14 protein-coding genes and 1 pseudogene are annotated in these 13,402 nt (G+C 40.1%); 4 read left to right on the forward strand and 11 right to left on the reverse strand.

The genetic code is table 11. The features are described from left to right. Positions 1–92: 92 nt before the first annotated feature. The 3 genes and pseudogenes from EDC41_RS09360 to EDC41_RS09370 form a co-directional block, all read right to left on the reverse strand. A pseudogene (locus EDC41_RS09360) lies at positions 93–1,445 on the reverse strand (AMP-dependent synthetase/ligase); the annotation flags it as partial. 225 nt (positions 1,446–1,670) lie between these two features. Then, positions 1,671–2,240 (reverse strand): elongation factor P hydroxylase, encoded by a 570-nt coding sequence (locus EDC41_RS09365; RefSeq protein ID WP_006252200.1) that lies wholly within the window; start codon positions 2,238–2,240, stop codon positions 1,671–1,673. Positions 2,241–2,249: 9 nt separating this feature from the next. Then, entirely contained in the window at positions 2,250–4,013 is a 1,764-nt protein-coding gene (locus tag EDC41_RS09370) for a protein-disulfide reductase DsbD (protein ID WP_020824179.1), read from the reverse strand. Between the two features lie 208 nt (positions 4,014–4,221). On the opposite strand from EDC41_RS09370, the gene artP reads away from it, so the two are divergent. The 4 genes from artP to artM are packed head-to-tail and all read left to right on the forward strand — an operon-like array spanning position 4,222 to position 7,063. Beyond that, the gene (artP, locus tag EDC41_RS09375; protein WP_006247948.1) at positions 4,222–4,956 is read left to right on the forward strand and encodes an arginine ABC transporter ATP-binding protein ArtP; all 735 of its coding nucleotides are present in this window, start codon (positions 4,222–4,224) and stop codon (positions 4,954–4,956) included. A 27-nt stretch (positions 4,957–4,983) separates the two neighbouring features. Then, positions 4,984–5,709 carry a transporter substrate-binding domain-containing protein gene (locus tag EDC41_RS09380; protein WP_006252202.1) on the forward strand — a complete coding sequence of 242 codons (726 nt, stop codon included), beginning with the start codon at positions 4,984–4,986 and terminating at the stop codon, positions 5,707–5,709. Continuing rightward, positions 5,709–6,380: an arginine ABC transporter permease ArtQ gene (gene artQ / locus EDC41_RS09385; RefSeq protein ID WP_006247946.1), complete on the forward strand. Its 672-nt coding sequence runs from the start codon at positions 5,709–5,711 to the stop codon at positions 6,378–6,380. Before EDC41_RS09380 ends, artQ begins: the two co-directional genes overlap by 1 nt. After that, positions 6,380–7,063, forward strand: coding sequence for an arginine ABC transporter permease ArtM (gene artM, locus EDC41_RS09390; RefSeq protein ID WP_006247945.1), 684 nt, complete (start codon positions 6,380–6,382; stop codon positions 7,061–7,063). Before artQ ends, artM begins: the two co-directional genes overlap by 1 nt. A 98-nt stretch (positions 7,064–7,161) precedes the next feature. On the opposite strand, the gene ruvB is transcribed toward artM, so the two are convergent. From ruvB to EDC41_RS09430, 8 genes are all read right to left on the reverse strand, one after another. Next, entirely contained in the window at positions 7,162–8,166 is a 1,005-nt protein-coding gene (gene ruvB / locus EDC41_RS09395) for a Holliday junction branch migration DNA helicase RuvB (protein WP_006252203.1), read from the reverse strand. Between the two features lie 136 nt (positions 8,167–8,302). Then, positions 8,303–8,908, reverse strand: a complete 606-nt coding sequence (ruvA, locus tag EDC41_RS09400; protein ID WP_006252204.1) for a Holliday junction branch migration protein RuvA — start codon at positions 8,906–8,908, stop codon at positions 8,303–8,305. A 111-nt stretch (positions 8,909–9,019) separates the two neighbouring features. Further along, entirely contained in the window at positions 9,020–9,643 is a 624-nt protein-coding gene (locus EDC41_RS09405) for a LysE family transporter (RefSeq protein ID WP_006247941.1), read from the reverse strand. A 6-nt stretch (positions 9,644–9,649) separates the two neighbouring features. Continuing rightward, the gene (locus tag EDC41_RS09410) at positions 9,650–10,123 is read right to left on the reverse strand and encodes a phosphatidylglycerophosphatase A family protein (protein ID WP_006247940.1); all 474 of its coding nucleotides are present in this window, start codon (positions 10,121–10,123) and stop codon (positions 9,650–9,652) included. A 4-nt stretch (positions 10,124–10,127) separates the two neighbouring features. Further along, a complete protein-coding gene (gene thiL / locus EDC41_RS09415; RefSeq protein ID WP_006247939.1) occupies positions 10,128–11,108 on the reverse strand; it encodes a thiamine-phosphate kinase in 981 nt (326 codons plus the stop codon). Positions 11,109–11,170: 62 nt separating this feature from the next. Continuing rightward, positions 11,171–11,584 carry a transcription antitermination factor NusB gene (gene nusB / locus EDC41_RS09420; protein WP_006247938.1) on the reverse strand — a complete coding sequence of 138 codons (414 nt, stop codon included), beginning with the start codon at positions 11,582–11,584 and terminating at the stop codon, positions 11,171–11,173. Between the two features lie 80 nt (positions 11,585–11,664). Then, positions 11,665–12,978 (reverse strand): type IV pilus secretin PilQ, encoded by a 1,314-nt coding sequence (gene pilQ, locus EDC41_RS09425; protein WP_006252205.1) that lies wholly within the window; start codon positions 12,976–12,978, stop codon positions 11,665–11,667. Positions 12,979–12,986: 8 nt separating this feature from the next. Further along, positions 12,987–13,400, reverse strand: a complete 414-nt coding sequence (locus EDC41_RS09430) for a hypothetical protein (protein WP_006247936.1) — start codon at positions 13,398–13,400, stop codon at positions 12,987–12,989. Positions 13,401–13,402 lie beyond the last annotated feature (2 nt).

The following is a 13,402-nucleotide window of genomic DNA, read 5'->3' on the forward strand; positions in this document are numbered from 1 at the left end:
CCTTTTTGTTTAGATTGATTTTTGACACTCATATTCTAAACGGGAAACTCTCACTTTTTAGAGTGAATTGTCAGATCAAGTCTGATCTTCTACATATAAAGATTGCCTTCCGAATCCAGTTCACCGGCATCTCCCGTTTTTAGAAAACCTTCAGCAGTAAAGGCTTGAGCAGTGGCTTCCGGTTTTTTGTAGTAACCTTTCATAACCAAGCCTCCACGCACTAAAATTTCATTTTCTTCACTAATTTTGACCTCAACATCAGGCATTAAGGTACCGGTTGAGTTGATATTAAAGCCTTTTTCCTGCCAGCATGAAATAGTGGCAGTAGTTTCGGTCATTCCGTATCCAAGTTTTACATTGATGCCTATACTTTGGAAAAATAGCCCGATAGACGGATCTAATTTAGCTCCTCCACACGGCATCATACGAATACGACCGCCTAGTAAGGCTCGTAATTTTCCTAGCACCAATTTATCTGCCATAATGTACTGCAAGCGGTGGAAAAAGGCTGATTTTTTACCAAACAGATTGTCTTCGGCGGTACGGATTGCCCATTTAAATAACGCTCGGCGATGTATCGGTGCTTGTTGGACTTTATCCCACACCGCAGTATAGATTTTTTCATAGAACCTTGGTACGGCACACATTAATGTAGGTCGTACCGTTGAGAGTGCTTGACGTACCTGTTGAGGATCTTCCAGATAGCAATTTACTGCCCCTCTGTATAGCACATAAGTGACCCAAGCACGTTCAAAGATATGCGATAAAGGTAAAAATGAAAGGGATATATCATTTTCGTCAATATGAGGGAGTGCTTTATTATGTGCCTGAAGTTGATGAGCTAAATTAGCATAATCTAACATAACACCTTTAGGCTCACCGGTTGTTCCCGAGGTATAAATTAAAGTGAATAAATCCTCTAAGCATTTATCATTTAAACGTTTGGTTAATTCAGCTTCATCTTGATTAACCTTAATGAAATCTTGCCAATGTTGAGCGATAGGGAAATCACGCAGATCTATTGAGTCTTTCATCGCGACAATTTTTATTAATAGCGAACAGTTGTTCGCTATTTCTATGGCTTGATCATATTGTTCCTGATCGCCAACAAAGAGGATTTTTATATCCCCGTCATTCAGGATATATTCAAGTTGTTTGGTGGTACTGGTTGCATAAATCGGCACTGCTACCGCACGAATTTGCATTGCAGCAATATCGGTAATTGTCCAACGAGGCATATTTTGTGCAAAAATAGCGATTTTCTCTTGAACGGCAAGACCGTTTGCCAGCAAGGCATAAGAAAGATTATTGACCTGTTTTTGTAATTCTAACCAACTTATTTCTGACCATTTTTCATCTTGCATAAAACGTAAAGCTGGGTGGTGGCTAAGAGCCTGAACTTGCTGGTGGAAACGGTGGATAAAGTGAAAATCTAAAGTGCTCATAATCTTATTTTTACTTTCTATTTCAGTGAACAGTTGTACGCTAATATAATAGAAAATATGAAAAAAAGAAACAGTTGTACTCTGAAACAAAGGGTTTTGGATAGGAAGTAATCAAGGCAATAGAAATAGATAAGTAGGGTATCGTTTAGTACAAATGCAATATTTTTCAAAAATGAGACCGCTTGTATATGCAACAAGCGGTCTGTTTTGTTAAAAATTTTGCAACTAAATTCGTTCAATATCAAATTGAGCTAAATCAATCACATCAGGTGTACCGTAAAAAGCACAGAGGGCTTTACGCAAGGTTTCAGCTCGTTTGGGAAGGTAGCCACGTTCTGCATAGAGCTTGACTTGGTCGTACACTGCTTGTTTAAAGGCTGAATTATCGCCGGGATTGCCCGAGAGATTGTCGGCACTAGCAAAATAACGAAAACCGGCAGCAGTTGCTAACACCCATTCAATCGCTTGCGGTTTGATTTCCGCACTTTCAAATTCACGTTGGCGTTCGGCAGAGCGTCCGTCCGGCTCGTACCAATAGCCAAAATCTTCAAGTTTACGCCGAGCTTCTCCAGCAACGAGCCAATGGGCAATTTCGTGCAAGGCACTGCTGTAATAGCCGTGAGCAAATAAAATCACATTGTAAGGGCGTTCGCTCGGCACACCATCTTCGTCCATAAATTCGGGCAAGTAAATCGGATAATTACCCCCCCGCTCTAGGCGAGTGTTATATTCATTAGCAAAGCATTGATTAAAAATGCGAATAATGTCTTCAATTTTATGATTTTCTTGATTCATTTCTTTTCTTTATAACTTATTCAGCCAAGCTAAAAATTGCTCGGCATCCAAAAAGCCAGTAACACGAGATTGGCTCATTTCATTGCCGTTTTCATCAAAAAACAGAATCGTTGGCAAACCTAATACATTAAAGTGTTTCATCAGCTCGATATTTTCAGCCGAGTTTTTCGTCATATCGATTTGCAACACTACCATTTCATTCAGTTTGTTCTGAACATTTTGGTCACTAAAGGTGTATTTTTCAAACTCTTTGCAGGCGACACACCAGTCGGCATAGAGATCGAGCATCACTTTTTTACCTTTGGAAGCGGTCAATTTTGTCTCTAAATCGGCAAGTGATTGAATTTTTTCTAACGCTAAGTGCGGTGTAGTTTGCTGTTGAGTGGTTGAGCCGTTCCAAGCTAAATCTGCCCAAGGTTTAGCGGCAATGGCTAAAGCGAGCAATAATAAGACTTTGATGATCTTTTTCGTGATTGAATTAGATGGAATCGCATCCACCAACCAGATCAAAAATGCAACCGCAAGGGCCGACCATAAAAACGGTTCATAGTGGCTTGGCAGCACACGGCTTAATAAGAACACCGGTAAGGCAAGCATAACAAAACCGAATGCAGCTTTCACTTTTAACAGCCATTCGCCGGATTTTGGCAGAATTTTGTTGCCGAATAAGGTAATCAAAATCAGCGGTAAGCCCATTCCCAGTGCGAGTAGATAGAGGGCTAAGCCACCGGTGACTAAATCGCCACTTTGTGCCACATAAAGCAACGCACCGGAAAGTGGGGCAGAAGTACAAGGGGAAGCAATTAAGCCTGCGATCATCCCCATTAAAAACACGCTACCCAACGCACCACCTTGCTGTTTTTGGCTCATTGCATTGAGTTTTTGTTGCCAGCTATTTGGTAGCTGGATTTCGTATAAGCCAAACATTGAGCAGGCAAGCAGAATAAAGACGATAGATAAACCAATCAACACCGGTGGGCTTTGTAAGGCGATTTGGAAAGGCAAGCCGATAGCCGCTACAATTAAGCCAAGTAAGGTGTAAGTAACTGCCATTCCTTGCACATAGGCAATACTTAACAGCAATGCTTTAGCGGTAGAAGGGCGTTGCTTATTTCCAATTACAATCGCAGAGAGAAGTGGTAGCATCGGCAGTACGCAAGGAGTGAATGCTAATCCAACGCCTAATACAAAAAACCAAAAAATGGAAAAACGATTGTTAGCTAAATTTTCAGCCAGTTGATCTTGCTCTGCTTTTGCCACATTTTCAGGGGGCGCCATATTGTCGGTTTTTGCAAAATTTTCGCTCTTTTCGACCGCTTGTGCTTCCAGTTGCGCCAGTTCTTCAGGTGTAGCAGAGAGAATACTGTCTAATTTAAGCTCAACCCGTTCCGGTGGATAGCAAAAGCCTTTGGTACACCCTTGATATTCCACTGCGATTGAGGCGTTGTCTTTAATTTCTTTAAACGGTACCTTTAGCCCTAAGTGGTTGCGATAGATTTCCACCTGCCCGAAAAATTCATCGTTATATTGCTCGGCAGCGGGAAAAGTGATGTCGCCTATCTCAATATTCTGTGGCGTGACACGGATTTCTTTTTTATAAAGATAATAATTGTCTGCAATATCCCAATTTAACTGTAATGTTTCATTTTCATTTTGGATTGAAAAAACAAAGGCTTCTTCCGATTTTAGGAATTTGGGCTGAGAGAAAAGATTTGCGTGAGATGAGTTTATCATCAATAAACTCAAGACGAGTGAAAAAAAGTATCTAATCATATTGAAATCCTATTTTTAATTGTCTCGGCGAAAATTATAGCGTAATCAGTATTCATATTCCGAATAAATTACGCCATTTAACGATGTTAGACGATGTAAGTGCTATTTTATTACAAAAATTTTGTTCTAAAAGAAAAAAAATATTGCATAGTTATGCAAAAATAATTAGTATTCATTCATTATTTTAAATGTAGTAGGATTTTAACGAATGGCAATTCGTATTCAAAATGTCAATTTTTTTTATGGCTCAAACCAAGCCTTATTTGACATTAACTTAGAGATTGAAAAAGGGGATACTGTTGTATTGCTTGGCCCGAGTGGGGCAGGTAAAAGTACCCTAATTCGAACCTTAAACTTAATGGAAGTACCGCAATCAGGCACTTTGGCGATTGCAAATCATCAATTTGATTTAACTGCTAAAACCGACAGCAAAGCGGTGAGTTTGTTACGCCGTGAGGTGGGAATGGTGTTCCAGCAGTATCATTTATGGCCGCATTTAACCGTAATGCAAAACTTAATTGAAGCCCCGATGAAAGTGCTTGGGTTAAGCAAAGAAGAAGCGGTTGCCAGAGCAAAAGGACATTTGGCACGTTTGCGTTTGAGCGAGTTTGCCGAGCGTTTCCCACTGCATCTTTCAGGTGGTCAGCAACAACGGGTGGCGATTGCCAGAGCACTGATGATGCAGCCACAGGTCTTATTATTTGATGAACCTACCGCAGCACTTGACCCGGAAATTACTGCACAAGTAGTTGATATTATTAAAGAATTGCAATCTACAGGCATTACTCAGGTGATTGTGACTCACGAAGTAGGCGTTGCTCGTAAGGTGGCAAGCAAAGTGGTGTACATGGAAAAAGGTACAATTATTGAACAAGGTGATGCAAGTTGTTTTGAATCACCGAAAACAGAGCAATTTGCTCAATATTTATCTCACTCAGAGTAATCTATAACAACAGAAAAGGACACAACAATGAAAAAATTATTATTAGCTTCTGCTATCGCATTTGCAACGCTTTCTGCCAATGCACAAGAAACTATCACTTTTGCGATGGAGCCTTCTTACGCCCCTTTTGAAACAACAAATGAAAAAGGTGAAGTTATTGGCTTTGATGTAGATATTGCAAAAGCATTATGTGAAGAACTAAAAGCAACTTGCGAATTTAAAACGCAATCATTCGATAGCTTAATTGCGGGATTAAAATTTAAAAATTTTGATGCAATTATTTCAGGCATGGATATTACTGAAGTGCGTCAAAAACAGGTTGCCTTTACCAATGCTTATTTAGAAAACTCAGTAAGTTATGTCGCAATGAAGGGGAAATTTACACCGGAAACAGCTAAGAATGTCGGCGTGCAAAATGGTACAACTTTTCAACAATACTTAAGCAAAAATGCCAAACAATATAATTTAAAACCTTACGCTAGCCTACAATCAGCAGTGTTAGATTTAAAAAATGGACGTGTTGATATGGTATTTGGTGATACACCAGTATTGGCAGAGTGGCTAAAAACCGAAAAAGAGTTAGATTTCGTGGGTGAAAAAGTAGTCGATAAAGCCTTTTTTGGTAATGGATATGGTATTGCGGTAAATAAATCTAACACTGCATTGCTTGAAAAATTAAATTCGGCTTTAGCTACCATCAAAACAAATGGTAAATATGAGCAAATTTATAATACTTGGATGGCTGGGAAATAATGTCTAGCGATATTTTAAACTTACTTGTCAACGCAACCCTGATGACCTTAGGGATTGCGCTGGCAAGCCTCTTGATTGGAATGTTATTGTCAATCTTTTTTGTGGTACTTGAAACCAGTAAGATTGCATGTATCCGTAAACCAACTAGTATAATAATTACATTATTGCGTGGGTTGCCGGAGATTTTAGTGGTATTTTTGATCTATTTTGGTCTTATCCAAGTTATTTTCTTGATCACCGATGAGTTTGCGGAGTTAAATGCTTTCTGGTGTGGGGCTATTGCGCTGGGTATTATTTTTGCTGCTTATGCTTCCCAATCTTTACGTGGTGCAATTAAAGCTATTCCAGTTGGGCAGTGGGAATCTGGTACGGCGTTAGGGTTAAGCCGAGCGCAAGTATTTGTTCGCATTATTCTCCCTCAAGTCTGGCGACACGCTTTACCAGGCTTAAGCAATCAGTGGTTAGTGCTGTTAAAAGATACAGCATTGGTATCGTTAATTGGGGTAGATGATTTAATGCGTCAATCGGAGTTAATTAATGCTAATACTCATCAACCTTTTACTTGGTATGGGATAGCAGCACTTATTTATTTAGCGATTACTCTAATTAGCCAGCGAGTGATTAAAGTATTAGAAGGTAGATTTACCCGTTTTGAGCGAGGAGTTGCTTAATGTGGTGGGATTATTTAGTTGAAATTTCACAGGGTATTGGCACCAGCCTACAGCTCACTTTTGTGGCGCTCATCATTGCCTTTATTTTAGCGATCATTCTTACGTTTATTCTCTCGTTAGAAAATCGTCCGTTAAAGTGGTTGGTAAACGGATTTATTACGCTTTTTACCGGAACGCCTTTATTAATTCAATTTTTCTTGATTTATAGTGGCCCGGGGCAATTTGAATGGATTACAGAAAGTGCGGCTTGGGTATTATTATCCGACGCTTGGTTCTGTGCAATGTTGGCTTTAGCGTTAAACAGTGCTGCCTATTCGACATTGTTGTTCCACGGTGCGGTAAAAGCGATTCCGAAGGGGCAATGGGAAACTTGCGCAGCCCTTGGTTTGAGCCGTTTAGATACACTGAAAATTTTAGTGCCTTACGCATTAAAACGTGCTTTACCTTCTTATAGTAATGAGATTGTGCTAGTTTTTAAAGGCACATCGCTTGCTTCAACCATTACGATTATGGATATTATGGGCTATGCTCGCCAGCTTTATGGTACAGAGTATGACGCATTATCAATTTATGGTATGGCAGGGGTTATTTACTTGGTAATTACCGGCATTATGACAATCGTTCTCAGAAAATTAGAAAGCAGAGTATTAGCTTTTGAGCGTTTTGAGACTGAAAAAGCCTAGCGGATAAGCGGTCAAATTTTATTGATTTTTTGCAAATGAAAGCGGATAGTACTAACTATCCGCTTTTTATTTATGTATCAATGCCTTTAGAAATATGACTAATCTATTTGGGTTATACCTAAATGGGCATAGGTTCTGCTGGTAGCAATTCTGCCTCTTGGTGTGCGTTGTAGAAAGCCTTGCTGAATCAGATAAGGCTCTAGCACATCTTCAATCGTATCTCGTTCTTCGCCGATAGCTGCCGCAAGATTGTCTAATCCAACCGGCCCGCCATCAAAGCGTTCTACAATCGCTTGCAACAGTTTAATGTCCATAAAATCAAAGCCTTCCGAATCCACATCGAGCATTGCCAGAGCTTGTTTGGCAATGTCGGAGGTAATAATGCCATTATTACGCACATCGGCGTAATCCCGAACTCGGCGGAGTAAGCGGTTGGCAATACGGGGTGTGCCACGGGAGCGGCGAGCCACTTCATAAGCACCGTCTGCCGACAAATTGAGATTTAAGCAATCGGCGCTGCGTTTGACAATCAGAGTAAGATCGTCCACTGAGTAAAATTCTAAGCGTTGTACAATCCCAAAACGATCTCGTAACGGTGAGGTCAGTGAGCCGGCACGGGTGGTTGCCCCTACAAGGGTAAAAGGCGGTAGATCGAGCTTGATGGAACGAGCAGCAGGTCCTTCCCCAATCATAATATCGAGCTGGTAATCTTCCATTGCAGGATAAAGCACTTCTTCAATCGCTGGAGAAAGGCGGTGAATCTCATCAATAAACAGCACATCGTAAGGTTCAAGGTTGGTCAGCATTGCTGCCAAATCGCCTGCTTTTTCCAGCACCGGCCCTGAAGTTGTGCGAATATTCACCCCCATTTCGTTTGCCACAATGTTGGCAAGGGTAGTTTTCCCCAAACCGGGCGGGCCGAAAATGAGCAAGTGATCTAATGCCTCTTCCCGCAATTTAGCGGCTTTGATGAAGATCTCCATTTGATCACGCACAGAAGGCTGCCCGACATAGTCGGCAAGCAGTTTCGGGCGGATTGCTCGGTCTATAACTTCTTCCTCACGCTTAGGCGAGGCACTGATGATTCTATCTGCTTCAATCATACATTTAGATTATTGTTGTAGTGGAATGGTATTACCCTATATTACTCATGAGGGCAAATATTGATTTGCCCCTACACATATATTTTTAAAAATGAGATTGTAGGGGCGAAATATCTTTCGCCCTATACTATCAATATCATAATGAATTTTTTAACGCCTCACGAATAAGCTGTTCGCTCGTTGCACCGGATTTATTCACTTTCTTAATCATTTTTTCCGCATCGGCAGGTTTGTAGCCTAGGGCTATTAAGGCATCAAGGGCTTCATTTGCCGGGTCTGGCGTATTACTTGCCACAATTTGCTCGTGCGATACTTCCACAAAGAAATCACTCTGTGCCATTCTTTTAAATTTGCCTTTGAGTTCCACCAATAAGCGTTCTGCGGTTTTCCGACCGATTCCCGGAATTTTGGTTAATTTTGCCAGCTCTTCATTTTCAATCGCGGTGGCAAATTGCGACACCGACATTGCTGATAGAATTGCCAACGCGAGCTTCGGCCCGACACCGTTGGTTTTAATTAATTCACGGAATAGAGTTCTATCTTGTTTTTGGGCAAAGCCGAATAGCAAGTGAGCATCTTCTCGCACCACTAAATGGGTGAAAATAGTCGCCTCTTCGCCAATTTGTGGCAGGCTGTAGAAACTGGTCATCGGGAGCAGTAGTTCATAGCCTACCCCTTGCACGTCTAATAAAATTTCAGGCGGTTGCTTTTCAATAATTTTGCCGTGTAATCGTCCAATCATTTTGTTCTCTCAGAGTTAAAATTGGCAGTAGCATAGCAGAAACTGTATAAAATAACACTATTTATTGATAGCGGAATTTGCAAATTTTTAGTGAAATCAGACCGCTTGTGATTAGATAAAGTGGCTGAATCCTTCATAAATCAGCATCGAGCCGAATAAGATGAAAATTACGCCTGAGATATTGTCAATATAGCGACTATATTTGGCATAGAACAGTCTGACCGGTCGGCGAGAAAAGAGTAGTGCCACCACACAGAAATAAATAAAGGTACTTACCACAAAGAGTAGAAGTAGTTCGAACATTTGTAGGGTATTGCTTAAATTATCTACATAGGCTGAAATGACGCTGGTAAAGTAAACGCCAGCTTTGGCATTAAAGATATTGATTAATAAGCCTTTTTTAATTTCCTGCCAAGGGTTTAGCGGCGTGAGTTGAGCTTTATTTTCAACAAAAATGATATTTTCGGTTACCCGTACCATTTGAGAGCCAATATAAACCAGGTAACAGCCACCGATAATCATAATGGCATATTGAAACAGCGAGCCAATACTATTACTGAGCCACGCTAAACCAAAAATCGCAAAGGCTGCCCAAAAAATAATGCCGATTGAGATTCCGGTTGCGGCAAGTACCCCACTTTTAACTGAGTGGCTGGCGGATTGTCTGACGACATAGAAGAAATCGGGGCCGGGGCTGATAAGCCCGGCAAAATGAATAAATAAAATAGTGAGCATAAATTTTTAAATGAAATAATATAAAAGATGAAGTGAAATCAGGGCAAAAATGGCTGCGAGAATATCATCAAACATAATGCCTAAACCGCTTTCTAATTTTTCATCAAAATAGCGGATTGGAAAAGGCTTCAAAATATCAAAAATGCGAAAGCTGATAAAGGCGAGCAGGTAGCCAAGAAGATTGTATTCAGGCAAACAGGTGAACATCAAAAAGATGGCAACTATTTCGTCCCAAACAATTCGCCCGTCATCGTGTACTTCTAGATCTTGGCTGGCTTTGGTGCAAATAACACAACCGGCAATAAAAGAAACTAGGGTGAGTAAGCCGAAAAACAGGGCGGATTGTGTGATAGACCACAAGGCTATTGCTACAATTAGCCCGGCGAGGCTACCCCAAGTGCCGGGAGCAGGCTTTAATAAGCCTGAACCAAAGCCAAAGGCAAAAAAATGAATCGGATTTTTAAGATTAATTGGTTTCATTGCGTTATTTTTTAAAATGATCGTAGCCTCGTTGTGAGGGCAAGGTGACAGGCTGATTATGACGTAATAGGGTTAAACCTTCTTTAGCCGAACGAATTTGCCCAATACATGTATAAGTTACTCCGATATTGGCTAATGCTTTGTCTAATTTGGCTTTGTTGTCATTTGGCACGGTAAAGCAGAGTTCGTAATCTTCGCCACCGTTTAAGGCAAAATATTCTGCCTCTGTTCGAGAATAACAACTAAGTAAGACGTCAGACAAGGGGAAATTCTCAAGGTTTAATACTGCACCACAGTCACTGCGCTTTAAAATATGGCTTAAATCAGACAATAGACCATCTGAAATATCAATCGCTGCATTAGCAATAGAGGCGATAGTCAAGCCAAGTAAAACTCGAGGTGTTGGGCGTAAATGGCGTTGAATCAGGTAGCTTTGCTCTTTATTCCAATTCACTTGCTCGCTTTGCTGATTTAGCAGAAGTTGCAAACCACCTGCACTGTCACCGAGTGTGCCGGAAACATAGATCCAATCGCCTACTTTAGCATTATGGCGGAATAAGCCTCTATCTTGTGGCACAATCCCTTGAGCTGTGATTGTCAAAGATAGTGGTCCACAAGTAGTATCCCCTCCAATCAAATCAACATTATAGTGATCAAGAATCTCAAAGAAATGTTCACTAAATTCAGCTAGCCAATCGTGATTAATTTCAGGTAAGGTTAAGGCTAAAGAGATCCATGCAGGTTCTGCACCCATTGCGGCAAGATCGCTTAAATTGGACGCCACACTTTTATAAGCGAGATCGGCAGGTGAAATAGTCGGTAGAAAATGAGTGCCGCAAACAAGGGTATCGGTTGTGATCGCAAGTTGCTGATTTGGTTTGAGTGATGTGAGCGCACAGTCATCGCCGATAGAAAGTAAAACATCTTTGCGAGGTGGGCGTTGAGAAGCATTAAAATAGCGTTCGATAATATCAAATTCACCCATAAAAAATCTCCTTGAGCGTTATAATCAAAATCCCCAATTTATGTATAAATTGGGGAATCTTATTATTTTCTGCCTAATGCTGGGGCTAATTTATCTAAAATGCCGTTAATGTATTTGTGGCTGTCATCAGAGCCGAACACTTTAGCGACTTCAATCCCTTCATTGATGACTACACGGAAAGGCACATCGTGTTCAAATTTTAATTCGTAAGTTGATAAACGCAAAATAGAACGTTCAATAGGATCAACATCTGACTCTTTACGATCTAAATAAGGGCGTAATGCTTCATCAATGGCTTCTACATTATCCACAACGCCACGGAAAAGTTTACGGAAATAAGGCATATCAACGCCTTTCATATCTTGATCGGTCACAAACGCCAATTCCACTTCTTCAACCGTGTTTTGGGAAATATACCAAGAATAAATGGCTTGCACCGCACATTCTCTTGCACGGCGACGTGGGGAAATTTTCATAAAACCTCTAAATCTTTAACTCAAAAAATGACGGCTGATTCTATCACACTTCCCCTATTTTTGCTTGCGTTTATGATGTGCTATTTTGATTTTTTGTGGTTGCTGCTCTTTTCATTAGATTGAAGGATATAAGGCGTCACAAAAATGACTAGCTCTCTTTTGCTGATTTTATCTCGAGTTTGACTAAATAACCGCTTGATGAAGGGAATTGAGCCTAAAATCGGCACTTTATCTTCGCCTTTTTGGGTTAAATGTTGAAAAATACCACCAAGTACAATGGTTTCGCCGTGTTTGGCAAATACTTGCGTATTTAGCTCTTGTTTATCAATCGTAATTAAGCCACTACTGCCGGATTGGGAATTTGGCGAATTTTGGGTAACGATCAGATCGAGTAGAATTTGATTTTGGGTTGAAAGGTGTGGAACGACTTCAAGCCCTAATACCGCTTCTTTAAATTCGACATCGGTGGCTTCCGATTTGGTGTTGTACATCACATAAGGAATTTCCGTGCCTTGCTTGATACTTGCCGGCTTTTTATTGGTGGTTAACAGGCGTGGGCTGGCAATAATTTCCACACTATTTTCTTGTTCTAATGCACTTAATTCTAAATCAAGCACTCTGCTATTAATGGACGCAACCTGTAATACGGCAGATGCTCCACCAGTAATCGGAAAATTTACATTTAAGTTATTGGTGACATCGTTGAGTCCATTGCCTTCCAGCCGTCCGCCAAATTTATAGTGCCCAGCCCCACGAGAAAAAATTCCCCAGCGAACGCCAAGCTCTTGCAAATGCTCGCTACTGATAGTGACAATTCTAGCCTCAATCGCAATTTGCTCGGTGGGTTGGTCGAGCTGTTTTACTAAATTCTCGATATTTTTAAGCGATTTTGCACTGTCTTTCACAATCAGGCTATTGCTTCTTTCATCAAAGTGAATATAACCGTTTTCCGATAAAAACGTTCCGCTGCCTTTGGTTAACGACTCAATCACCTCTGAAGCCTTTGCATAATGTAGTTTCAAGGTTTTTGTGATTAACTTAGGGGCGGTGACAAGCGGTGTATTTTGCCCATTATTTTGCAAATTCATTATTGGCAGAGGCGTTAAGTCAGCCGCTTTTTCCTCTTTTTTGTGAATATAAACAATATCATCTTCTTGCGTTAAGGATAATTTATTGACTTTGCCAAGCGTTTTAAAAATCTCGTCAACCGATTTATTTTCTAATCGTAGTGTTGATTTGGTTTCAATATTATCATCAAGCACCATATTTTTACCGGTTTCTTCCGCTAAATAAGTAAAAATAAGCGAAGTTGGAGCATTTTTTAAAACTATGGAAATGGTATTCGCATAGGCTAATGAAAAACCGCATAAGAAATATATAAAAATTCGCCACATATCAACCTCTATAATTTGATGTTAATTTCATAAGGGATATTACAATCTTTAGTTAATTTCCAGTTAATATAAGTAATGGATTTAAGATTAATATGTTTTATTTCAATTTCATTGTTAAGCAAGTCATTTTCTTTTAGAGCAAGTAATTGTTGTTTTTCATCAATAAATAATGCACGCATTACTTCATTGATTTTAACTAATCCTATCAGTGTCATTTTGTCAAAATCAGTTACTATATTTTTTGCAGAAAGGTTATCAGGTACTTTACAAGCGGTGATGTTTTCAGTATTTTTTGCAAATTCCACATTGCTTTCAGCGATGTTGCCTGAGGCTTGAGTTTCCTGTTTTTCTCCAAAGAAAGGATCATTTGCTTTTACAGAAAAACTGATAAATAAAGTAATAAATAAAAACCAATTACGCATTG

The sequence above is a fragment of the Mannheimia haemolytica genome (assembly GCF_004342115.1).
Taxonomy (GTDB): domain Bacteria; phylum Pseudomonadota; class Gammaproteobacteria; order Enterobacterales; family Pasteurellaceae; genus Mannheimia; species Mannheimia haemolytica.

Bases quoted from the DNA above. Each gene is read 5' to 3' on its own strand.
- EDC41_RS09365 (WP_006252200.1), bottom strand. From the start codon at position 2,240: ATGAATCAAGAAAATCATAAAATTGAAGACATTATTCGCATTTTTAAT.
- EDC41_RS09370 (WP_020824179.1), bottom strand. From the start codon at position 4,013: ATGATTAGATACTTTTTTTCACTCGTCTTGAGTTTATTGATGATAAAC.
- artP (WP_006247948.1), top strand. From the start codon at position 4,222: ATGGCAATTCGTATTCAAAATGTCAATTTTTTTTATGGCTCAAACCAA.
- EDC41_RS09380 (WP_006252202.1), top strand. From the start codon at position 4,984: ATGAAAAAATTATTATTAGCTTCTGCTATCGCATTTGCAACGCTTTCT.
- artQ (WP_006247946.1), top strand. From the start codon at position 5,709: ATGTCTAGCGATATTTTAAACTTACTTGTCAACGCAACCCTGATGACC.
- artM (WP_006247945.1), top strand. From the start codon at position 6,380: ATGTGGTGGGATTATTTAGTTGAAATTTCACAGGGTATTGGCACCAGC.
- ruvB (WP_006252203.1), bottom strand. From the start codon at position 8,166: ATGATTGAAGCAGATAGAATCATCAGTGCCTCGCCTAAGCGTGAGGAA.
- ruvA (WP_006252204.1), bottom strand. From the start codon at position 8,908: ATGATTGGACGATTACACGGCAAAATTATTGAAAAGCAACCGCCTGAA.
- EDC41_RS09405 (WP_006247941.1), bottom strand. From the start codon at position 9,643: ATGCTCACTATTTTATTTATTCATTTTGCCGGGCTTATCAGCCCCGGC.
- EDC41_RS09410 (WP_006247940.1), bottom strand. From the start codon at position 10,123: ATGAAACCAATTAATCTTAAAAATCCGATTCATTTTTTTGCCTTTGGC.
- thiL (WP_006247939.1), bottom strand. From the start codon at position 11,108: ATGGGTGAATTTGATATTATCGAACGCTATTTTAATGCTTCTCAACGC.
- nusB (WP_006247938.1), bottom strand. From the start codon at position 11,584: ATGAAAATTTCCCCACGTCGCCGTGCAAGAGAATGTGCGGTGCAAGCC.
- pilQ (WP_006252205.1), bottom strand. From the start codon at position 12,978: ATGTGGCGAATTTTTATATATTTCTTATGCGGTTTTTCATTAGCCTAT.
- EDC41_RS09430 (WP_006247936.1), bottom strand. From the start codon at position 13,400: ATGCGTAATTGGTTTTTATTTATTACTTTATTTATCAGTTTTTCTGTA.